This window comes from Herbaspirillum seropedicae (assembly GCF_001040945.1).
In the GTDB taxonomy this organism is placed as follows: Bacteria; Pseudomonadota; Gammaproteobacteria; order Burkholderiales; family Burkholderiaceae_D; genus Herbaspirillum; species Herbaspirillum seropedicae.
On the sequence record NZ_CP011930.1, the window covers coordinates 5413283 to 5435335 of the forward strand.

At 60.3% G+C, this 22053-nt stretch carries 16 protein-coding genes, 2 tRNA genes and 3 rRNA genes; 6 read left to right on the forward strand and 15 right to left on the reverse strand.

From position 1 onward, the window contains the following. The first annotated feature begins 4 nt into the window (after nt 1-4). From ureE to ACP92_RS23590, 4 genes are all read left to right on the forward strand, one after another. Nucleotides 5-538, forward strand: coding sequence for an urease accessory protein UreE (gene ureE, locus ACP92_RS23575; protein ID WP_013236638.1), 534 nt, complete (start codon nt 5-7; stop codon nt 536-538). Between the two features lie 3 nt (nt 539-541). After that, the gene (locus ACP92_RS23580; RefSeq protein ID WP_013236639.1) at nt 542-1222 is read left to right on the forward strand and encodes an urease accessory protein UreF; all 681 of its coding nucleotides are present in this window, start codon (nt 542-544) and stop codon (nt 1220-1222) included. A 68-nt stretch (nt 1223-1290) separates the two neighbouring features. Continuing rightward, nucleotides 1291-1923 carry an urease accessory protein UreG gene (ureG, locus tag ACP92_RS23585; RefSeq protein ID WP_013236640.1) on the forward strand — a complete coding sequence of 211 codons (633 nt, stop codon included), beginning with the start codon at nt 1291-1293 and terminating at the stop codon, nt 1921-1923. 58 nt (nt 1924-1981) lie between these two features. Further along, nucleotides 1982-2593, forward strand: coding sequence for a HupE/UreJ family protein (locus ACP92_RS23590; RefSeq protein WP_013236641.1), 612 nt, complete (start codon nt 1982-1984; stop codon nt 2591-2593). On the opposite strand, the gene glpD is transcribed toward ACP92_RS23590, so the two are convergent. From glpD to phnD, 5 genes are all read right to left on the reverse strand, one after another. Further along, on the reverse strand, nt 2575-4179 hold the full coding sequence (glpD, locus tag ACP92_RS23595; protein WP_013236642.1) for a glycerol-3-phosphate dehydrogenase: 1605 nt from the start codon (nt 4177-4179) through the stop codon (nt 2575-2577). The two genes, ACP92_RS23590 and glpD, sit on opposite strands and share 19 nt — an antisense overlap. 12 nt (nt 4180-4191) lie before the next feature. Beyond that, the gene (phnE, locus tag ACP92_RS23600) at nt 4192-5025 is read right to left on the reverse strand and encodes a phosphonate ABC transporter, permease protein PhnE (protein WP_013236643.1); all 834 of its coding nucleotides are present in this window, start codon (nt 5023-5025) and stop codon (nt 4192-4194) included. Next, entirely contained in the window at nt 5018-5821 is an 804-nt protein-coding gene (gene phnE / locus ACP92_RS23605) for a phosphonate ABC transporter, permease protein PhnE (protein WP_013236644.1), read from the reverse strand. Before phnE (ACP92_RS23605) ends, phnE (ACP92_RS23600) begins: the two co-directional genes overlap by 8 nt. After that, nucleotides 5818-6588 (reverse strand): phosphonate ABC transporter ATP-binding protein, encoded by a 771-nt coding sequence (phnC, locus tag ACP92_RS23610; protein ID WP_013236645.1) that lies wholly within the window; start codon nt 6586-6588, stop codon nt 5818-5820. The genes phnE (ACP92_RS23605) and phnC overlap by 4 nt, the downstream gene beginning before the upstream one ends. A gap of 182 nt (nt 6589-6770) precedes the next feature. Continuing rightward, the gene (phnD, locus tag ACP92_RS23615; protein ID WP_013236646.1) at nt 6771-7760 is read right to left on the reverse strand and encodes a phosphate/phosphite/phosphonate ABC transporter substrate-binding protein; all 990 of its coding nucleotides are present in this window, start codon (nt 7758-7760) and stop codon (nt 6771-6773) included. 258 nt (nt 7761-8018) lie between these two features. Between phnD and ACP92_RS23620 the strand changes: the two genes are divergently transcribed. Then, the gene (locus ACP92_RS23620) at nt 8019-8705 is read left to right on the forward strand and encodes a response regulator transcription factor (RefSeq protein WP_013236647.1); all 687 of its coding nucleotides are present in this window, start codon (nt 8019-8021) and stop codon (nt 8703-8705) included. 2 nt (nt 8706-8707) lie between these two features. Further along, on the forward strand, nt 8708-10111 hold the full coding sequence (locus ACP92_RS23625; protein ID WP_013236648.1) for a sensor histidine kinase: 1404 nt from the start codon (nt 8708-8710) through the stop codon (nt 10109-10111). Nucleotides 10112-10759: 648 nt separating this feature from the next. Here ACP92_RS23625 and rrf read toward each other — a convergent pair. From rrf to ACP92_RS23675, 10 genes are all read right to left on the reverse strand, one after another. Then, nucleotides 10760-10872, reverse strand: a 5S ribosomal RNA gene (gene rrf / locus ACP92_RS23630). Nucleotides 10873-11009: 137 nt separating this feature from the next. Next, nucleotides 11010-13883, reverse strand: a 23S ribosomal RNA gene (locus ACP92_RS23635). 283 nt (nt 13884-14166) lie between these two features. Further along, a tRNA-Ala gene (locus ACP92_RS23640) sits at nt 14167-14242 on the reverse strand. Between the two features lie 7 nt (nt 14243-14249). Then, nucleotides 14250-14326: transfer RNA gene (locus ACP92_RS23645), tRNA-Ile, on the reverse strand. A gap of 118 nt (nt 14327-14444) precedes the next feature. Continuing rightward, a 16S ribosomal RNA gene (locus tag ACP92_RS23650) occupies nt 14445-15978 on the reverse strand. The 16S, 23S and 5S rRNA genes sit together here with 2 tRNA genes alongside, the layout of an rRNA operon. Before the next feature lie 666 nt (nt 15979-16644). After that, complete coding sequence (locus tag ACP92_RS23655; RefSeq protein ID WP_013236649.1) at nt 16645-16983, reverse strand: BON domain-containing protein; 339 nt, start codon at nt 16981-16983, stop codon at nt 16645-16647. A 243-nt stretch (nt 16984-17226) separates the two neighbouring features. Continuing rightward, on the reverse strand, nt 17227-18609 hold the full coding sequence (locus ACP92_RS23660) for a sigma 54-interacting transcriptional regulator (protein ID WP_041311374.1): 1383 nt from the start codon (nt 18607-18609) through the stop codon (nt 17227-17229). Nucleotides 18610-18661: 52 nt separating this feature from the next. Then, the gene (locus tag ACP92_RS23665) at nt 18662-19162 is read right to left on the reverse strand and encodes a hypothetical protein (RefSeq protein ID WP_013236651.1); all 501 of its coding nucleotides are present in this window, start codon (nt 19160-19162) and stop codon (nt 18662-18664) included. Then, nucleotides 19152-20630 (reverse strand): HAMP domain-containing sensor histidine kinase, encoded by a 1479-nt coding sequence (locus tag ACP92_RS23670; RefSeq protein WP_013236652.1) that lies wholly within the window; start codon nt 20628-20630, stop codon nt 19152-19154. The genes ACP92_RS23665 and ACP92_RS23670 overlap by 11 nt, the downstream gene beginning before the upstream one ends. A gap of 160 nt (nt 20631-20790) precedes the next feature. Continuing rightward, nucleotides 20791-22035 (reverse strand): M20/M25/M40 family metallo-hydrolase, encoded by a 1245-nt coding sequence (locus tag ACP92_RS23675; protein ID WP_013236653.1) that lies wholly within the window; start codon nt 22033-22035, stop codon nt 20791-20793. Nucleotides 22036-22053 lie beyond the last annotated feature (18 nt).

Consider the following 22053-nt stretch of genomic DNA (forward strand, 5'->3'; position numbering starts at 1 on the left):
CTTCATGCTCACTCTCAATACCAAGATAGCCCAGGCCGAGCGGATCGACGGCGAACTGGAACTGCCCTACGACCAGCGCGAGAAGAGCCGCCTGCGCGCCACCCTGCGTTCGGGCGAGGACGTGGCGGTGTTCACCGTGCGCGGTACGGTACTGCGCGATGGCGACCTGCTGCGCGGCGATGATGGCCGCGTGGTCAAGATCGTCGCCAAGGCCGAAGCGACCTATCGCGTCGATGCGGCCGATGCGCACCTGCTGCTGCGTTGCGCCTTCCATCTCGGCAATCGCCATACCCAGGCGCATGTGGGGCAGGAAGGCGGCGTCGGATTCCTGCGCATCCGCAAGGATCCGGTGCTGAAGGAAATGCTGGAAGGGCTGGGGGCGCGCGTGACTGAAGAGCTGGCGGCTTTCGAGCCGGAAGCGGGTGCCTATGGCGGCGGTCATCACCATCATGGCGACGACCATCACCACAATCCGCTGGCGCCGATTCCGCTGCGCCAGAAGATCCATCGTCCGAGCGACAAGAAGGAAGAGGGCTGACCCATGCAAGCCAGCGCCTTGCTGCATCTGCTGCAACTGAGCAGCCCGTCCTTGCCGATTGGCGCCTACAGCTATTCGCAAGGGCTGGAGGCGGCCATCGAGAATGGCCGGGTCAGCAGCGAAGCCACGGCGCGCAACTGGATCGGTCATGCGCTGCATGAAGTGGTGGCGCGTTTCGAAGCCCCCATTTTTGCGCGCCTGGTGGCGGCCTTCGAGGCCCGTGATGCAGAAAAGGTCAGCTTGTGGACCGAACGCTTCATCGCGGCCCGCGACACTTCCGAGTTTCGTGCCGAGACCATCCAGATGGGCTACTCATTGGGCAAGCTGGTCACTGACCTGAAGCTGGGCGACGCGACCTTGCTGGCCATCCTGCAGGGCCAGCCGGAACTGCCGCTACCGACCTCGCTGGCCTTTGCCACAGTGGCCTTGCAGGTGCCGCGTGAAGCGGCGGTGCTGGGCATGCTGTTCGCCTGGGCCGAGAACCAGGTGCTGGCCTGCGTGAAGACGGTGCCACTGGGCCAGGTGGCGGGGCAGCGCATCTTGCTGTCGCTGCAGCCGGAACTGGAAAAGGCCGCGGCCACCGCGCTCACGCTGGAGGATGACGAGCTGTGCAACTGGGCGCCGGGGCTGTCGCTGCTGTCGATGCAGCATGAGGTGCAGTACAGCCGCATCTATCGTTCTTAATGATTGAATTACCGAAATCGTTTATATCGTTTTCGTTCCAACACGACCAAGAGATCAAGAGACCAACCATGAGCAATTCCACTTCCAATCCGCTGCGCGTGGGCATCGGCGGCCCGGTCGGTTCCGGCAAGACGGCGCTGTGCGAAATGCTGTGCAAGCGCATGCGCGACCATTACGACATGGCCGTCATCACCAATGACATCTACACCAAGGAAGACATGGAAATCCTGCTGCGCGCCGATGCACTGCCGGCAGAACGCCTGATGGGTGTGGAAACCGGCGGCTGCCCGCACACGGCCATCCGCGAGGACGCCTCCATCAACCTGGAAGCCATCGCCCGCATGAGCGCCGATTTCCCCGACCTGGACCTGATCCTGGTGGAGTCCGGCGGTGACAACCTGGCTGCCACCTTCAGCCCGGAACTGTCGGACCTGACCATCTACGTGATCGACGTGGCCGGTGGCGAAAAGATTCCGCGCAAGGGCGGCCCCGGCATCACCCGTTCGGACCTGCTGATCATCAACAAGACCGACCTGGCCCCCTACGTGGGCGCAAATCTGGATATCATGGCGGCCGATGCCAAGCGCATGCGCGGTGAACGCCCCTTCGTGTTCACCAACCTGCGCAGTGGCGACGGGGTGGAGAAGGTCATCGAATACATCCGCAAGCAGGGCTTGCTGGACGAGAAGCCGAAGAACTGAACCTGAACCCTGTCATTTCACCGATCAAGAATCTGCCGTATCAGCCCAAGGAGAAAACATGTTGACCCTCTCGACCAAGACCCGCGCCCGCCTGGGCGTTCTGGCCGTCACCGCACTGGCGGCCGGCACTGCCCTGGCGCACCCCGGCCATCCGGGCTCCGCCATGGATGCCTCGGCCAGCATGGCGGCCGGCTTCGCCCACCCGTTCTCGGGCATCGATCACCTGCTGGCCATGCTGGCCGTGGGCCTGTGGGCGGCGCAGAACAAGCAGCGCGCCCTGTGGGTGCTGCCGCTGGCCTTCCCGCTGATGATGGTGGCAGGTGCGCTGCTGGCCTTCGCCGGCCTGCAGGTGCCGGCCGTGGAAACCGGCATCGCCGCTTCGGTGGCCGTGCTGGGCTTGCTGATCGCCTTTGCCGTGCGCATGCCGCTGTGGGGCAGCACGCTGGTGGTGTCGCTGTTTGCGATGTTCCATGGTTACGCGCACGGTGCTGAACTGCCGCATGGCAGCTCGGCGGCGATGTACGGCGCCGGCTTCATCGCCGCCACCGCATTGCTGCATGCCGCCGGCCTGGGCATTGGCCTCATCGCCGGTCAGCAGATGGCCGACCGCGTGGTGCGCATCGGCGGTGTGGGTATTGCCGCCGTGGGTGCTTACCTGCTGGCTGCCTGAGCCAGCTCAAGCGCTTCGTGCGCTTGTTCCCGACCTGACTGCTGGCCGCCGCGTGCGGCCAGCCAGGCATCCAGCACGGCCTCGCTGCCCTTGGGGAAATGCAGGCCGAGCTTGGAGCGGCGCCACAGGATGTCGGCCGCATTGCTGGCCCATTCGTGACGCAGCAAGTAGTCCACCTCGGCGGCGTAGAGCCCGTCCAGAATCTCTTCTCCCATCTCTTCCACGTTCTGTCTTCCTTCCAGCAGCGTATGCGTGCGGCTGCCATAGGCGCGCGCATAGCGTTGCAACAATGCAGCCGGCAGCCACGGATACTGCTGCTGCAAGCCTTGCACGTATTGATCGAACTGGCGCACCGAGCGGTTGGACGGCTGCGCACCATACAGGTCGCCGCCCGGCAGGCAGCCGTGTTCTGTCCAGGCGCCGCGCTGGTTGCCCAGCACCGGCGCGATCATGTCCACCGCTTCCTCGGCCAGCTTGCGGAAGGTGGTGATCTTGCCGCCGAAGATGGAGAGCAGCGGGGCGCCTTGCAGGTTCAGGTCCAGTTGATAGTCACGCGTGACGGCGGACGCATCGGCGGCGGCGTCTTCCAGCAGCGGGCGCACACCCGAATAGGACCACACCACATCGTCTGGCGTGATGGGCTTCTCGAAATAGCGATTGGCCAACTGGCAGAGATAAGCCGTCTCATCCGCGGAGATGGCCACGTCTTCCACCCGGCCCTGGTACTCGATATCGGTGGTGCCGATGAGCGTGAAGTCCTGCTCGTAGGGAATGGCAAAGACGATGCGGCCATCCGGGTTCTGGAAGATGTAGGCGTGATCGTGCTCGAACAGGCGCGGCACCACGATGTGGCTGCCCTTGACCAGGCGCACCGACTTGCTCGAATGCACGTGGGCCGCACCGCCCAGGAACTGCGCCACCCACGGGCCGGCGGCGTTGACCACGCAGCGTGCACGCACCTGCATGGCATGGCCGTCCTCACGGCGCAGCACCGCTTGCCAGCCGTTGTCCTGGCGGGTCAGGGATTCACAGCGGGTGCGGGTCATGATGTGCGCGCCTTTTTCGGCGGCATCCATGGCGTTCAAGACCACCAGCCGCGCATCATCGACCCAGCCATCGGAATAGACGAAGCCACGCGTGAATTGCGCTTTCAAGGGCGCACCGGAGGCGTGGCGGCGCAGGTCCAGCGCCCGCGAGCCGGGCAGCAGCTCGCGCCGGGCCAGGTGATCGTAGAGGAACATGCCCAGGCGGATCAGCCAGGCCGGGCGCTGTCCCTGGTCATGCGGCATGACGAAGCGCAGCGGCCACATGATGTGCGGGGCGCTGCGCAACAGCACTTCGCGTTCGATCAGCGCCTTGCGCACCAGGCCGAACTCGTAATGCTCCAGGTAGCGCAGGCCACCGTGGATGAGCTTGCTGGAAGACGATGAGGTGTGCTGCGCCAGGTCGTGCTGTTCGCACAGGGCCACCGACAGGCCGCGTCCGGCGGCGTCACGCGCGATGCCCGCGCCATTGATGCCGCCGCCGACCACCAGCACATCGTACTGCGGAGGATAGGTGATGCCTTCCGTGCCACGTGCTTTCATGCTGGCTCCCGGTCAGAGAATGCGCTTGCGGATCTGCGTGACCACCACTTCGGTCACGATCACGATGGCGAAGATGGAGACCAGCACGGTAGCCACGCGCGGCCACTGGAACAGGTTCAGCGCGGTATCGAGCACCATGCCCACGCCACCAGCGCCGACGATGCCCAGCACGGCCGATTCACGCACGTTGATGTCCCAGCGCAGCAGCACGATGGACATGAAGGCGGGCTTCAGTTGCGGCCAGTAGCCATACCAGATCTCGGAGAACTTGCTCGCGCCCGACGCCTGCAGGGCTTCGATGGGACCACGCGGCATCTGCTCGATGGTTTCGCCGGCCATCTTGCCGACGAAGCCGATGGAGCGGAAGGCGATGGCTAGGGTGCCCGCCAGCGGGCCGGGGCCGAAGATGGCCAGGAACAGCAGCGCCCACACCAGCGAATTGACCGAGCGGCTGGCCACCAGCACGATGCGGGCAAACAGGTTCAGGCCACGATGGCGGGTCAGGTTGGGCGCCACCAGCAGACCGAAGGGAATGGCCAGCACGATGGAGAGCAGGGTGCCGAGGGTGGCGATGTGCAGGGTCTCGATCAGGCCGGCCTGCACGTCGCTGCCGAAGTAGGCCCAGTCGATGGGCCACATGCGGGCGAGCATGTCGCTCATCTGCTCGGGCGCATCGTAGAGGAACTCGGGGATGATCTCGATGTAGCGCAGCGATTGCACCACGGCCAGTGCGATGACCAGCCACACCGTGAAGCGCAGCACGCGCTGCAGCGGGGTGTGGCGCTGCCATTCTCGCTGGGCCGGGTTGAGCGCGGCAGCGGGGCGGGGGAGGACGGTATCAGACATTGAAGACCTTCTTGACCGAATTCGCCAGCAGTTCGCCGACGACGATGATGGTGATGATGGTGACCAGGATGGTGAAGACAAAGTCGTAGTCGAAACGCTGGAAGGCAGAGAACAGCACGCCGCCCACACCGCCGGCGCCGACGATGCCGACCATGGTGGAGTTGCGCAGGTTGGAGTCGAGCTGGTAGGTGGAGAAGCCGACGAAGCGCGACATCACCTGCGGTAGCACGCCAAACAGGATCACGTTCATGAAGGAAGCCCCGGTGGCGCGGATGGCTTCGACCTGCTTGATGGAAATCTCTTCGATGGCTTCGGCGAAGAGCTTGCCGATGAAGCCGATGGAGGCCACGATCAGCGCCAGTACGCCGGCCAGCGCGCCAAAGCCCACCGCCTTGACGAACAGGATGGCCACGATCACCGGATGCAGCGAGCGGCACACCGACACCAGTGCGCGGGCAGGCCACGAAATCCACGAGGGCATCAGGTTGCGTGCGCCCATCAGGCCGATGGGCAACGAGAACAGGATGCCGAACAGCGAGGCCAGCACGGCGATCTGCAGGGTTTCCTTGATGCCGCCCCAGAGGATGTCGCCCTTGGACAGATCGGGCGGGAACATGCGGCCCAGGAACTTGGCGCCATTGCCGAGGCCCGAAGAGAAACGCTCCCACGAGAAGCCGAGTTGCGTGGCCGCGTAGATGGCGTAGAGGGCGATGAGCCAGATGACGACGCGGGTGGCCAGTTGCGGTCTGAAGGCCAGGCTCACGCGGGCGGTGGGGGAGGTGTTGGAGGTCGTCATGCCAGCCAGTCCTCGCCACCGTAGATCTGCTTGAGGAAGTCGTCCGACAGGTTCTCGGCATTGCCGTCGTAGACCACGTGACCACCGGACATGCCGATGATGCGGTCGGCATAGCGCTTGGCCAGTTCCACATCGTGGATGTTGACGATGACCGGGATCTTCTGGGCGCGCCCCTGTTCCTTGAGCAGCGAGATGATCTCGAAGGAGGTCTTGGGGTCCAGCGAGGAGGTCGGCTCATCGGCCAGCAGCAGGCGTGGGCGCTGCATCAGGGCGCGGGCAATGCCCACGCGCTGGCGCTGGCCGCCGGAGAGCGCATCGGCGCGCTGGTTGGCGAAGTTGCCCAGGCCGACCGTGTCCAGCAGTTCGAAGGCGTGCGCGATATCTTCCTTGGCGAAGTTGCGGCGCCAGGCGGTGAAGGCGTTGACGTAGCCCAGTCTTCCACACAACAGGTTCTCCATCACGGAAAGACGTTCCACCAGGTTGTATTCCTGGAACACCATGCCGATGTGGCGGCGCTGCTCGCGCAGGGCGCGGCCGCGCAGTTCGGCCAGGTTCACGCGCTTGCCTTCGCCTTCGAACCAGATCGCGCCGCGGCTGGGATCGACCAGGCGGTTGATGCAGCGGATCAGGGTGGACTTGCCGGTGCCGGAAGGGCCGATGATGGCGATCAGGCCGGCGTCACCGATCTTCAGGTCGATGCCTTTGAGGATGGGGTGACCGGGCTTGTATTCCTTGACCAGGCCCTGGATTTCGATGGCGTGTGACATGGGAGGCGCTTTCTCTGGTGATGTCTCGGGTGATGCACGGCTTTACGCGGGATGCGAGAGGCCGCAACCCCTGCGGTCGCGCAGGGGCCGTGTTGCTTGCTGGTGCTTGCTGATGCCTGTGGCTGCTGGGAGCTTGATGCGGCATCCGGACCTGGACGGTCATGGGTGCCGCACGGCGGTGCTTACTTCTTGCCGGCGTTCTGCTTGTCGTAGGCGGCGCGGTTGAAGGATTCGCCGGCGGACTGGGCGACGAAGCGCACCATCTCGAAGTCCTTCTTGTAGTTGATCGGGTAGAAGCGATCGGAACCGGCGAAGGCCTTCTTGAGCTCATCGGTGAAGCGATAGTCGTAGAAGCACTTGAGCATCTTGTCGCGGAAGTTCGGCTCCAGGTCGTGCGCATAGGCGAAGTCCTGGGTCGGGAATTTCTCGCTGTGCCAGATGACGCGGAAGTTCTCGGCCTTGATCACGCCACGCTCCACCATGCGGTCAAACACGTCGGAGGCGACGGCAGCGGCATCGTAGTCGCCCGAGTTCACGCCCAGGATGGACTGGTCATGCTTGCCGGAGAAGATGACCTTGTAGTCCTTGTCCGGGGTCACGCCCAGCTTGGGGAACAGCGCCATCGGCGCCATGTGGCCGGAGTTGGAAGAGGGGGCGGTGTGGGCGACCTTCTTGCCCTTGAGGTCGGTCATCTTCTGGATAGTGCTGTCCTTGCGCACGATCACGTTGAGCGTGTAACCCTGGTAGCCCTTGGCGTCGCCGATGACGGCAAAGGGCACGGCGCCGGCGATGTTGACGGCGAAGTTGGTCGGGCCAGGCGAGAAGCCGCCGACGTGCAGGCGGCCCGAGCGCATGGCTTCGATTTCAGCGGCATTGGACTGCACCTGGAAGAACACGACCTTCTTGGCCGTGCATTGCGACAGGTAGTCGGTGAAGGGCTTGAAGATCTTGTCGTAGACGGCCGGGTCTTCCACCGGAGTGAAGGTGAAGACCAGGGTGTTGGGCGTCTTCAGCTTCTTGGGATCGGTGGGCGTATCGGCGGTCAGGTCGTGGTTGGCGTCGCAGTATTGCTGGTCGAGGTCGCCGCGATTGCTGCAGGTGTCCTGGGCGAAGGCGATGGCCGGAGCGGCCAGGGCGAGTGCCAACAGGGTCTTGATCAGACGTGGGGTCATGCTGTCTCCTGGAGATGGTTTTGGTCTTGGTGCCGGTCGCGACGGCAGTGTCATTGGGTGCGCAGCCGGCGATGTGCGGCAGTGTAGGCGAGGGGGGCGGCTTTTGCTACCCGCCGCTGGCCCGAATGACGGGCTTTCCTTGCAGCTGCCTTTCCAGTGGCTTTCAATCTGCTTTCAAAGCGCATCCATGCGGGGCTCGCGCCTGGCGCGGTTTGGCGGTATAAAGGCGGCTGCACAACGATAACGACATGGGAGATCATGCATATCCTGCTGGTAGAGGACGACATCGACATGTCGCGCGCCTTGCTGAGGGCATTGGAGCGGCGCGGTTTCCAGGTCACGCATTGCGCTGATGGGATCAGCGCGCTATCGCATATCAAGGATGGCATCGGTGATCTGGTGGTGCTGGACCTCAATATTCCCGGACTGGATGGACTGCACCTGCTGCAGCGCATCCGCTCGCAAGACATCGGCACCCCGGTGATCGTGCTGACAGCGCGTGGCGCCGTGGGCGACCGTGTGGTGGGCTTGAATGCCGGCGCCGATGACTATCTGGCCAAGCCCTTCGATCTGGATGAACTGGACGCGCGCATCCGCGCCTTGCTGCGCCGTCGCACCAATGCCGATGATGGCGTGCAGCGTTGCGGGCGCTTGCGCTTTGATCGCGGCTCCGGGGCCTTCTATTGTGGCGACGACCCGCTGGAGCTGACACCGCGCGAGCATACGCTGTTGAAGGCGCTGATCGCCAAGCCAGGACATGCGGTGACCAAGGAGAAGCTGTTCCGGCTGGTGTTCCCGATGGAAGAGAGTACCCAGCTCGAAGCCATCGAGGTGGTGGTGCATCGCGTGCGCAAGAAACTCATGGAGACGGGCGCGGAAATCATGACCTTGCGCGGACTGGGTTATCTGCTGCGCGACCGGCAGCAGCAGGGCGGCGAGGGCTGAAGGTGGCGCATCTGTTTTCACGGCGGCGCTCGGTGCGGGCCTATCTGCTGGCGTGGATCATCTCGCCGATTGCGCTGTTCATCATCATCGATTCCTTCTCGCTTTATCGCAATACGCTGGAGTCGGTGAACACGGCCTATGACCGGATGCTGATTGCGTCGGTGCACTCCATTGGCGACCTGTTGCGCATCGAGAATGGCGAGCTCAAGGCATCGCTGCCTTATGCGGCGCTGGAAATCTATGAGGCTGATTACTCGAGCCGGATGATCTATCGCATCAACGGACTGGACGGCAAGTTCTTCGACGGTGACGCCGATCTTCCCTCGTACAAGGGCAAGGCCGACAAGGAGGCCATCTATCCGGCGCTGGCGCACATCTATGAGGATACCTACAACGGCGTGCCGGTGAGGGTGGCGGCGCTGTTCCAGCCGGTGGTGACCAATGATCCGCGTGGCGCGGCGCTGGTGCAGGTGGCCGAGACGATGGAGAACCGCAGTGCGCTGGCGCGCAAGATCTTCTGGGAGACCTTGATTCGCCAGGCGGCGTTGCTGGTGGTGATCGTCTCGGTGACCTTGTATGTGGTGCGGCGGGCCTTGCAACCGGTGGATGCGTTGCGACGGCAACTCGATGAGCGACCGGCGGATGACTTGTCGCCCGTTGCGCCGCCGATGGCGCCGCGCGAATTGCAGCCCTTCATCGATGCGCTGAATCAGTTGATGGCAAGGTTACGGCGTTTGCTGGATCATCAGCAGCGCTTCGTCGCCAACGCGTCACATCAGTTGCGCACGCCGCTGGCGGTGTTGAAAACCCAGCTGCAATCTGGCTTGCGAGGCGATGCGCCGGCGCCGGTGATCTGGCAGGAGATGTCCGGGACGGTGGAGCGTGCGACCACGCTGGCCAATCAATTGCTGTCGCTGGCCAAGGTCGAGCAAATCCGTGGGCGAGGGGCGCAGGAGGTGTGTGACCTCGGCATGCTGGCGCGGGAGACGGCGGTGGACCTGTCGCCACTGATTGCCGAGAAGGACCTAGACTTCGAGCTGGAGGCGGAGAAGATCCTCGTCATGGGACATCCCTGGATGATAGGCGAGCTGATTTCCAATCTCTTGCATAACGCGATCCGGCATACACCGGCGCAAGGGCGGCTAGGCATCCGGATCACTGCGCGGGAAGACGTCGCCGAGCTGTTGATCTGGGATAGCGGAGAGGGGATTGATGACCAGGCGATGGAGAATGTATTCAAGGCATTTTCCTCGAATGTCTCATCCGCCGGAGGATTGGGGCTCACCATCTGCGGAGAGATCGTGGACTCGATGCAGGCAACGATCAGCTTGCGCAATCGGGTGGGAGAGGATGGCACGATCGAAGGCTTGAACGCTTCGGTGCATGTAAGGGTGGTGGCGGGCTGAAGAGGCGAAATGTTAGTTGTGGAGTTGGGGTATGGGGTGTGGAAAACTTAGTTTTTTCTACAGACCTTCATGGGGCGGAGCTGCTACGGGGTTTTCATTGTGACAGCTGTGTATAAGTTTTTCTCCTCACGGACCTGGATGGAACAGCTTGTGTATAAGGCAGGAAATGCGCGCTGCGAGCGGGCTTGTGGATAATTGGAGCTTGTTTTTCGTAACTTGATCCAACAATCAATGAATTAGGAAAGCCGGCTTTGCCGGCTTTTTTATTTGCCTTCGCTGCAGCTGCCTGGCTTTGCAAAGTGTTAGGGAATTTCGTTGGCAGCCTGTTCGCGACCGCGAAGACTGCGCCTGTGCACAAGATAGCTTTTTCTACGTACCTGGGAAGGTCGCTGTGGACAACAAAGAGGAGGACCGCATTCAGACGGGAAGGCTGTGGAGAACACGGCCAGGCGACTGGTCCGAGTTGAAGGACGAGCCTGGCCCGGAGATGTTGTCGATGCTGGAGGGAATGACAGAGGGGATGGTGAGGCTGGTGAGGATAGGGCAGCCGAGGATGCGGCATCAAGGCAGCAGCATCCAGAACTTGATCGGATTCCCCAAAGCAAAAACCCTCGCTACTTGCGTAACGAGGGTTCTTGGGAGTAACAAGCCTGACGATGACCTACTTTCACACTGGTTGCAGCACTATCATCGGCGCGAAGTCGTTTCACGGTCCTGTTCGGGATGGGAAGGGGTGGTACCAACTTGCTATAGTCATCAGGCATAACTTGTAAAGTCAGTTGCTCTCGCTGGAGCAGCAACCAACCCAAACTGGAAGAAGTATTTTAGATTCTGGGGTGTGATGCACTAGGGCAAACACAATATATGCTCAACTTGKCTATAACAGAGCTAATGTTATAGGAACAAGCCGCACGGGCAATTAGTATCAGTTAGCTTAACGCATTACTGCGCTTCCACACCTGACCTATCAACGTCCTGGTCTCGAACGACCCTTTAGGGGAATCTAGTTCCCGGGAAGTCTCATCTCAAGGCGAGTTTCCCGCTTAGATGCTTTCAGCGGTTATCTCTTCCGAACTTAGCTACTCGGCAATGCCACTGGCGTGACAACCGATACACCAGAGGTTCGTCCACTCCGGTCCTCTCGTACTAGGAGCAGCCCCCTTCAAACTTCCAACGCCCACGGCAGATAGGGACCAAACTGTCTCACGACGTTTTAAACCCAGCTCACGTACCACTTTMAATGRCGAACAGCCATACCCTTGGGACCGGCTACAGCCCCAGGATGTGATGAGCCGACATCGAGGTGCCAAACTCCCCCGTCGATATGAACTCTTGGGAGGAATCAGCCTGTTATCCCCAGAGTACCTTTTATCCGTTGAGCGATGGCCCTTCCATACAGAACCACCGGATCACTATGTCCTACTTTCGTACCTGCTCGACTTGTCAGTCTCGCAGTTAAGCACGCTTATGCCATTGCACTATTAGCACGATGTCCGACCGTACCTAGCGTACCTTCGAACTCCTCCGTTACACTTTGGGAGGAGACCGCCCCAGTCAAACTGCCTACCATGCACTGTCCCCGATCCGGATAACGGACCAAGGTTAGAACCTCAAACAAACCAGGGTGGTATTTCAAGGTCGGCTCCACAGAAACTAGCGTTCCTGCTTCAAAGCCTCCCACCTATCCTACACAGATTGGTTCAAAGTCCAATGCAAAGCTACAGTAAAGGTTCATGGGGTCTTTCCGTCTAGCCGCGGGTAGATTGCATCATCACAAACATTTCAACTTCGCTGAGTCTCGGGAGGAGACAGTGTGGCCATCGTTACGCCATTCGTGCAGGTCGGAACTTACCCGACAAGGAATTTCGCTACCTTAGGACCGTTATAGTTACGGCCGCCGTTTACTGGGACTTCAATCAAGAGCTTGCACCCCATCATTTAATCTTCCAGCACCGGGCAGGCGTCACACCCTATACGTCCACTTTCGTGTTTGCAGAGTGCTGTGTTTTTATTAAACAGTCGCAGCCACCATTTTATTGCAACCCTTTTGTCCTTCTGGCGCAGGCCAGTCAAACTACTTGGGCGTACCTTATCCCGAAGTTACGGTACCAATTYTGCCGAGTTCCTTCTCCCGAGTTCTCTCAAGCGCCTTAGAATACTCATCTCGCCCACCTGTGTCGGTTTGCGGTACGGTCTCGTTAGACTGAAGCTTAGAGGCTTTTCTTGGAACCACTTCCGATTGCTTCGCGAACAAGTTCGCTCGTCTCACACCCTTGAATTACGCTGCCGGATTTGCCTAACAGCCTTCTTCGATGCAAAACCGGGACTTCCAACACCCGGACAACCTTCCGCGATCCGTCCCCCCATCGCATCTAACGACGGTGCAGGAATATTAACCTGCTTCCCATCAGCTACGCATCTCTGCCTCGCCTTAGGGGCCGACTCACCCTGCTCCGATGAACGTTGAACAGGAAACCTTGGGCTTACGGCGTGCGGGCTTTTCACCCGCATTATCGCTACTCATGTCAGCATTCGCACTTCTGATACCTCCAGCATCCTTTACAAGACACCTTCACAGGCTTACAGAACGCTCTCCTACCATATCCTTACGGATATCCGCAGCTTCGGTGACTGGCTTAGCCCCGTTACATCTTCCGCGCAGGACGACTCGATCAGTGAGCTATTACGCTTTCTTTAAAGGATGGCTGCTTCTAAGCCAACCTCCTGACTGTTTTAGCCTTCCCACTTCGTTTTCCACTTAGCCAATCTTTGGGACCTTAGCTGGCGGTCTGGGTTGTTTCCCTCTTGACGTCGGACGTTAGCACCCGGCGTCTGTCTCCCAAGCTCGCACTCATCGGTATTCGGAGTTTGCAATGGTTTGGTAAGTCGCGATGACCCCCTAGCCATAACAGTGCTCTACCCCCGATGGTGATACTTGAGGCACTACCCTAAATAGTTTTCGGAGAGAACCAGCTATTTCCAGATTTGTTTAGCCTTTCACCCCTATCCACAGCTCATCCCCTAATTTTTCAACATTAGTGGGTTCGGTCCTCCAGTGCGTGTTACCGSACCTTCAACCTGGCCATGGATAGATCATCTGGTTTCGGGTCTACACCCAGCGACTGAACGCCCTATTCGGACTCGATTTCTCTGCGCCTTCCCTATTCGGTTAAGCTTGCCACTGAATGTAAGTCGCTGACCCATTATACAAAAAGGTACGCAGTCACCCCTTTMGAGGCTCCTACTGTTTGTATGCACACGGTTTCAGGATCTATTTCACTCCCCTTCCGGGGTTCTTTTCGCCTTTCCCTCACGGTACTGGTTCACTATCGGTCGATTACGAGTATTTAGCCTTGGAGGATGGTCCCCCCATGTTCAGACAGGATTTCACGTGTCCCGCCCTACTTGTCGCAAGCCTAGTTCCACACCATCGATTTCGCATACGGGGCTATCACCCACTATGGCCGGACTTTCCATTCCGTTTTGCTATCGTTGATGCTAAATCTTGCAGGCTGATCCCATTTCGCTCGCCACTACTTTGGGAATCTCGGTTGATTTCTTTTCCTGTAGCTACTTAGATGTTTCAGTTCGCCACGTTCGCTTCGTTACCCTATGTATTCAGATAACGATGACCTTACGGCCGGGTTTCCCCATTCGGAAATCTGCGGATCAAAGCTTGTTTGCCAGCTCCCCGCAGCTTATCGCAAGCTACTACGTCCTTCATCGCCTGTAATCGCCAAGGCATCCACCATGYGCACTTATTCGCTTGTTCCTATAACGTTAGCCTCTTTTGCAAGAGCGTTATAAAGAAGCGTTGAGTTTTAGCGTTTGCCGTATTCCAAAGTAAGTCTTCTAATTGCTAAGATCACTTCGTAATACTTTGATTGATACAATCACACCCATTTTTACTTTCGCAAGAACCGAAGTCCTGGCGATCGTTTAAATGAATCTTTACTTCTTCCAGATTGTTAAAGAACAAAAACAGCCATTGATCGTAAAAGATCAAACCTAAATCACTACGCCAACTTGAACGCTGACTTAGGTTTGACATTTCTTGGTGGAGGTTGACGGGATCGAACCGACGACCCCCTRCTTGCAAAGCAGGTGCTCTCCCAGCTGAGCTAAACCCCCGAAACCTTGGTGGGTCTGGTTGGGCTCGAACCAACGACCCCCGCGTTATCAACACGGTGCTCTAACCAGCTGAGCTACAGACCCGCTTGGATCAGTATCAGTAGCCAGTCAGTGACGTTTGCCACAGACCGCGCTTCACCAAATAACTGTTCTTTGAATTACAGCCGATAAGTGTGGACGCTTAACTTCGTGCGCACTCTAGAAAGGAGGTGATCCAGCCGCACCTTCCGATACGGCTACCTTGTTACGACTTCACCCCAGTCACGAATCCTACCGTGGTGAGCGCCCTCCTTGCGGTTAGGCTACCCACTTCTGGTAAAACCCGCTCCCATGGTGTGACGGGCGGTGTGTACAAGACCCGGGAACGTATTCACCGCGACATGCTGATCCGCGATTACTAGCGATTCCAACTTCATGGAGTCGAGTTGCAGACTCCAATCCGGACTACGATACACTTTCTGGGATTAGCTCCCCCTCGCGGGTTGGCGGCCCTCTGTATGTACCATTGTATGACGTGTGAAGCCCTACCCATAAGGGCCATGAGGACTTGACGTCATCCCCACCTTCCTCCGGTTTGTCACCGGCAGTCTCATTAGAGTGCCCTTTCGTAGCAACTAATGACAAGGGTTGCGCTCGTTGCGGGACTTAACCCAACATCTCACGACACGAGCTGACGACAGCCATGCAGCACCTGTGCGCCGGTTCTCTTTCGAGCACTCCCAAATCTCTTCAGGATTCCGACCATGTCAAGGGTAGGTAAGGTTTTTCGCGTTGCATCGAATTAATCCACATCATCCACCGCTTGTGCGGGTCCCCGTCAATTCCTTTGAGTTTTTAATCTTGCGACCGTACTCCCCAGGCGGTCTACTTCACGCGTTAGCTGCGTTACCAAGTCAATTAAGACCCGACAACTAGTAGACATCGTTTAGGGCGTGGACTACCAGGGTATCTAATCCTGTTTGCTCCCCACGCTTTCGTGCATGAGCGTCAGTGTTATCCCAGGGGGCTGCCTTCGCCATCGGTATTCCTCCACATATCTACGCATTTCACTGCTACACGTGGAATTCTACCCCCCTCTGACACACTCTAGCCGTGCAGTCACAAATGCAATTCCCAGGTTGAGCCCGGGGATTTCACATCTGTCTTACACAACCGCCTGCGCACGCTTTACGCCCAGTAATTCCGATTAACGCTTGCACCCTACGTATTACCGCGGCTGCTGGCACGTAGTTAGCCGGTGCTTATTCTTCAGGTACCGTCATTAGTTCTGGATATTAGCCAAAACCGTTTCTTCCCTGACAAAAGAGCTTTACAACCCGAAGGCCTTCTTCACTCACGCGGCATTGCTGGATCAGGGTTGCCCCCATTGTCCAAAATTCCCCACTGCTGCCTCCCGTAGGAGTCTGGGCCGTGTCTCAGTCCCAGTGTGGCTGGTCGTCCTCTCAGACCAGCTACTGATCGTCGCCTTGGTAGGCTTTTACCCCACCAACTAGCTAATCAGATATCGGCCGCTCCAGGAGCATGAGGTCTTGCGATCCCCCACTTTCATCCGTAGATCGTATGCGGTATTAGCTAATCTTTCGACTAGTTATCCCCCACTCTAGGGCACGTTCCGATATATTACTCACCCGTTCGCCACTCGCCATCAGGAGCAAGCTCCTATGCTGCCGTTCGACTTGCATGTGTAAGGCATGCCGCCAGCGTTCAATCTGAGCCAGGATCAAACTCTTTAGTTTAATCTCTGTTTTGTGCCATTTCTGGCTACCCCGAAGGGCATCGCTCTCTCAAAATACTGACAGGTAATTTCTTGCGAACTTACCTATATTTCTTGTGAGCATTTAATATTTAAAGTTTCCAGAACCGAAGTTCTGTCGCACTTCATTAAACGCCCACGCTTATCGGCTGTTAATTTTTAAAGATCTTGTCTGCCGCAAACGCGCTTGGCGCTGTTTGCATCGCTGCGAATCGTTTTGTTCGTCAGCAGCAGAGAAACGAGATTATGTAGCAGTTTGTTTATCGCGTCAACTACTTTTTTGCGATTCGTTTTAAATTTTTTCGTCTTCGCTTAACTGCCGCTTTGACTACTTCCATTTAAAACGCCCTACAAACTGCTTCACTACTCTTTGCTTCGCCGACCTCCGTCGCTTCGTTTTTCAACTTCGCTTCGTGTGTCGCGTCAGCAGGGGGCGAACTATAGCAACCCACCATCGGCTGTGCAAGCCCTTTTTGAAAAATAATTGAAATAATTTAGAAGATAGTCCTGGCGACTTCCTCTTGATCAGCAGCAAACCCAAGCCACACAAGGCTTTCAGCACGAAACCCCATGACCACCAACAGCAAAGTAAAACCGGGCCGTCCCTGACGGGACGGCCCGGTTTCATTTCTTCCGGGTGTGGGGGTGCTTAACCAGCCTTGACCGTCAGGTCGCTCTTCACGTCCCGTACACCTTCAATACCTGCGACCAGCTGCAAGGCGTGCTGCCCCAGTTCGGCACTAGGCACCGATCCCTTCAGGGTGACCACGCCATCCTTGGTGGTGACGTTGATCTTCATGGCCGAAACCTGCTTGTCTTCCACCAGGGCGGCCTTGACCTTGGCGGTGATGACGGAGTCATCAATATAGGCTCCCGCCTTCTGGGCGGTCACGGGTGCCGCACGATCCGCGGCCTGAACTGCCGGAGCTGCTGCAGTTACCAAGAGGCTGGCGGCCAGCAGGCGGGCGGTGAAGGTAGTCTTTTTCATGGTCTATCTCCTTATTGATCAGTCATCGTGGCAGCGCTCTATATAGGGACAGAACATTGCTCTATATAGGCGCCTCTGTCCCTGCTATCGCAAAGCCCATGCCAGCAGGAATTTTCCTCAATGAATTCAATGACTTGGCGATCTCGCCAAGGAAATGGGGCTCTGCAATGCCCCACCCCAACCCGCTTTTCTGTCGCCGAGGGAGGACAAATTTCCTCCGTTGAAGAGATTAAGTCCCTGATTTCAAAGCCTTTCCTCCTGTCGCCCCGCGACGACAGCCTCTTCCCCACCGCGGAAACGCCGGGGATCCAGTCCATTCTTCTGCAACAGGCGATAGAACTCGGTACGGTTGCGATCAGCCAGCCGGGCGGCGTCAGACACGTTGCCATCAGTCAACTTGAGCAAGCGGATCAGGTAATCACGCTCGAACTTCTGCTTGGCCTCGGCATAACGCAGCAGATCGAGGGTCGGCGTGCGCAGGGCGCGCTGCACCAGGGACGCCGGGATCAAGGGTGCGGTGGACAAGGCGCAGACCTGCTCCACCACGTTATAGAGCTGGCGCACATTGCCCGGCCAGTGCGCCAGGCTCAATATCTCCAGCGCGTCGGGGGCAAACCCGGTGAGGCGCTTGGGATACTTGGCCGCAATGGTCTTGAGGAAGTGATTGGCCAGCAGCGCGATATCCTCCCGCCGCTCTTCCAGCGCCGGCAGGTGCAGCGTCACCACATTGAGGCGGTAATACAGATCCTCGCGGAACTGTCCTTCGCGCATGGCCGCTTCGAGGTCGCGATGGGTGGCTGAGATGATGCGCACATCGACCTCGCCAGCCTGGTTGGCGCCGACCTGGCGCACCGTTTTTTCCTGCAACACCCGCAAGAGCTTGACCTGCAGGGGCAGGGGCATGTCGCCGATCTCATCGAGGAACAAGGTACCGCCATGGGCGGCCTGGAACAGCCCTTCGCGATGCTCGACCGCGCCCGTGAATGCGCCCTTGACGTGGCCGAACAGCTCGGACTCCAGCAACTGCTCGGGGATGGCGCCGCAATTGACGGCGATGAAAGGCTGCTCGGCGCGTGCACTGGCGCGATGGATGGCGCGCGCCAGCAGCTCCTTGCCGGTGCCGCTATCGCCCCGGATCAGGATGCTCGCGTCGGAGGCCGCCACCAGCCGGGCCTCGGCCAGCAGCTCGGCCACCCGCTGGCTGCGGCTGAGGATGTCGGCCCGCCACGACTGGTCCGGCGACAGCGGCGCCGGCGCCGCCAGGCTCAGGGCCTGGGCGACCTTGTCGAGCAGCACATGGCCGTCGAAGGGCTTGGTCAGATAGGCGAAGGCGCCCTGGGTGGTGGCGTCCACTGCATCAGGGATGGTGCCATGCGCGGTAAGAAGGATCACCGGCAAGGCCGGATAGCGGCTGCGGATCTCGGCGAACAGGGCCAGCCCATCCATGCCGGGCAAGCGCACATCGGTGATCACCAGCGCCGGCAGCGAGATGGCCAGCTGCGCCAGCGCGGCCTCGGCGCTCTCCACGGCCAGGATGCGGTAGCCGCTGGCATTGAGGCGCAGCGTCAACAGGCGAAGCAGGTCGGGATCATCATCGACCAGCATCAGGGGGGCAGTCTTTCCCATCGGGGACTCCAGTTCCATGAAAGAAACGGCCCCGACGGCGACGGCGATGGTCTTACTTGCCGCCGGCCGGCAGGGTCCGTTCTATGTTCTTGAGCGCCTCCAGCTTGTCATTGAGCTGGTCGACCTTGCGCTGCGCTTCCTTGGCCTGCACCGAGGACTTCTCGGCACTGTCGGCCAGGCGGCGCAGATCGGCGTATTGTCCGACCAGCAATTGCACCAGAGGCTTGAGCTTCTCTGCTTCGACGCTGTTATCGGCCATGACGTTCCATAGCTGGGCTTCAGCCTTGGCCAGATCGATGCCGTCACGGGTCAGCGCCAGGGCCATGGCGCGCCTGACCAGATTGGCCGGACCGGCGGGATAGGTGTTGATGCGCTGCAGCTCGCGACCCAGCTCGGCCGGCGTCATCTTGCGCAGCTGGGCGTGATAGGCCAGCAACTCGTCGATGTTGCTCGAGGCATGGATGAGCTTGACGGTGGAAGTCGGTGCATCAGGCTGCACAGCGCAGGCCGACAGGATGAGGCACGAGGCCAGGATCAGGATCTTATTTTTCATCAGGCAATTCGATTCGGAAATGCGCCCCGCCCTCGCGGGGCACCAGATACACCTTGCCGCTATGCGCCTGCACGTACTCGCGCACGACCGACAGACCAATGCCATTGCCGCGCCGCGCAGCGGTGGGCTGGTTCAAGCCCTGGTAGAAGGGTTCGAAGATACGCGCCGCGTCAGTGGGCGCCACGCCCGGCCCCTGGTCCACGCACTCCACCCGCACCAGGCCCGGCGCCTCCGAGAGCAGGAAGCGGATGAAGCCGCCCTGGGGGCTGAAGCGCACGGCATTGGACAACAGATTGGCCAGGACGATCGCCATCTTCTCCGGGTCGACCACCACGGTCCGGGCCGCGCCCTCGATCTCTACCTTCAGCTCGCGCGCCAGCCATTGCAGGCGCTGGTCGTCGATCACCTTGTGCAGCAAGGCGCGCAGGTCCACCGGCACCGGATGGATGCGCTGGGCGTCGAAGGAGACTTCGTTATAGCGCAGCAGGTCTTCGATCTGGGTCTGCAGGGACTGGGTATTCTGGCGCAGGATGCGGGCGATCTCGCGCTGGCTGTCGGTCAACTGGCCGGCCACGCCATCGTCGAGCAGGGCCGCGCCTTCGCACAGCGCCGCCAGCGGGGTCTTCAGTTCATGGGAAACATGGCGCAGGAAGCGGGACTTTTCCGCCTCCAGGTCGGCCAGGCGCTGGCGCAACCAGTCCAGCTGCTGGCCCAGGCGGCGGATGTCGGCCGGGCCGCGCACATCGATGGGCTGATCGAAACGATTGTCGCCCAGGCGCCCGATGGCTTGCTCCAGCCGCGCCATCGGGCGCGACAGCCAGAGTCCGAAGCAGAACGCCAGCAAGACCGCCAGCACAATGGCGCCGACCACCTGGGCGGTCAGCATCTGGCGTTGCTGTTCCAGCGCGGCCGACAAGGCATTATTGCGGCGGTCGACCTCGCGCCGGCTTTCCAGGGCGATGCGTTCGTTCAGGGCCGGCAGGCGGGCAAAATCCTGGAACAGCCTGGCCTGCTCCCCCTTGTCCTTGCGGCTGTCGGCGTCGAGCACCCCGGCGGCTTCATCCACGTACACGCTCCATTGCCCGAACATCTCGCGCGGGGCCTTGGGCAGCGAATCGGCCAGTTCCCCCAGGGCCTGCCGGGCCTGGTCGCGGGCTTCATTGAAACGGTCATGGAAGGCCGGGTCGTCCAGCACCAGGTACTGGCGCGCGCTGCGCTCCATGGCCACGGTGCGTTCGGCCAGCCGCTGCGCGGCTTCGGTCAGCTGCACCGCCTGGCGCGCGGTCTCGCGGCTATTGGCCGACATCCGGTCCAGCGTGAACAGGGCGTGGATGGACGTGCCGCTGAGCAAGGCGGCAATCAACAGAAAGGCCGCCAGCAGCAGCTGCCGGAAAGACAGGCCAAGATAGCCCGACGGGCGTGCCGGCGCGGCGTGCGGCGTAGGATGATGCTCGATGGCGTTCAACATGCGATTGATCTCGGTCCCTCAAGACTTGCTTCTCTATCCAGACTGCCAGGGTCGGCAGTCCGGCCCACAAGATGCCGACGGGAAACATCGGACACTATCTTGCGGGCACACATTGTAATCAAGTTGCCGCCTCGCAGGACATCGGCCCTGCCGCAGCAGCTCAGCCTTGCGGGCCGAGGAAGTCCAGCAGCATCAGTGCCACCACCTTGGTCGCCTTGCGCAGGTCGTCCAGCGCCAGGTTCTCGTCGGCCTGCTTGGCGTTGGATTCCATCAAGGTGCGCGGACCGGCGCCGAAGAGCACCACCGGAATGCCCTGCTCGCCATACAACCGGGCGTCGGTATAGAGCGCCGAGCCATTGGTGGTGAGGGTCTCGCCCATGACCTCGCGGGCATTGCGCAAGAGGCTCTCGACCAGCTTCTCGTGGCCCGGCAGCGGGCGCAGCGCGCGCGCCAGCAACAGGCGGCGGATCTCCACGCGGATGCCCGGCAGGCCCGCCACCGCATCCTCGATCAGCTTGCGCACGCCAGCCTCGACCTGGCTCGGGTCTTCCTCGGGAATCATGCGGCGGTCCATCTTCAGCACCACCTTGCCCGGCACCACATTGGTATTGGTGCCGCCATCGATGCGGCCCACGATCATGGTCGGATGGGTGATGCCGGGGATGGCCGAGCGGATCTCCTTGAGACCCGGCAGCGCGCCATAGATGGCGTTGAGGATGGCCGTGGCGGCCTGCAGCGCATCGTGGCCGGTCTCGGGCATGGAGCCATGGGTGGCGCGGCCATGCACGGTGATCTCGAACTGCAGGCAGGCATTGTGGGCAGTCACGACGTTGTAGCTGAAGCCGGCCGCCAGCACGTAGTCGGGGCGGGTCAGCTTCTGCTCCAGCAGCCAGCCGGGGCCGAGCAGGCCACCGAATTCCTCGTCATAGGTGAAATGCAGCTCGACGCCGCCGCGCAGCGATGCGCCCACCGCTTCCAGTGCGCGGGTGGCGAACAGGTAGCTGGCGAAGTCGCTCTTGGAGACGGCCGCTGCGCGGCCATAGATGCGACCGTCGGCGATCTCGCCGCCATAGGGATCATGGGTCCAGCCTTCGCCCGGCGGCACCACGTCGCCATGCGCATTGAGCGCCAGGGTCGGACCGCCATCGCCATAGGGACGTCGCACGATCAGGTTGGTAATGCTCTGCATGCCATAGTCGGCCACCTGCTGGGCCGGCACCACATGCTTTTCCGCCGCCCAGCCCCAGCCGGCGACCAGTTCGGCCACCGCATCGGCGTGCGGGGCGTTGTTGCCCGGCGGGGTATCGGTGGGGATGCGGATCAGCTGCTGCAACACCCCGACCTCTTCGTCGAAATGCTGATCGATCCAGGCGCACAGGCGCTGCGACAACTGCTCTTTGGACATGCTCACGACTCCATCATC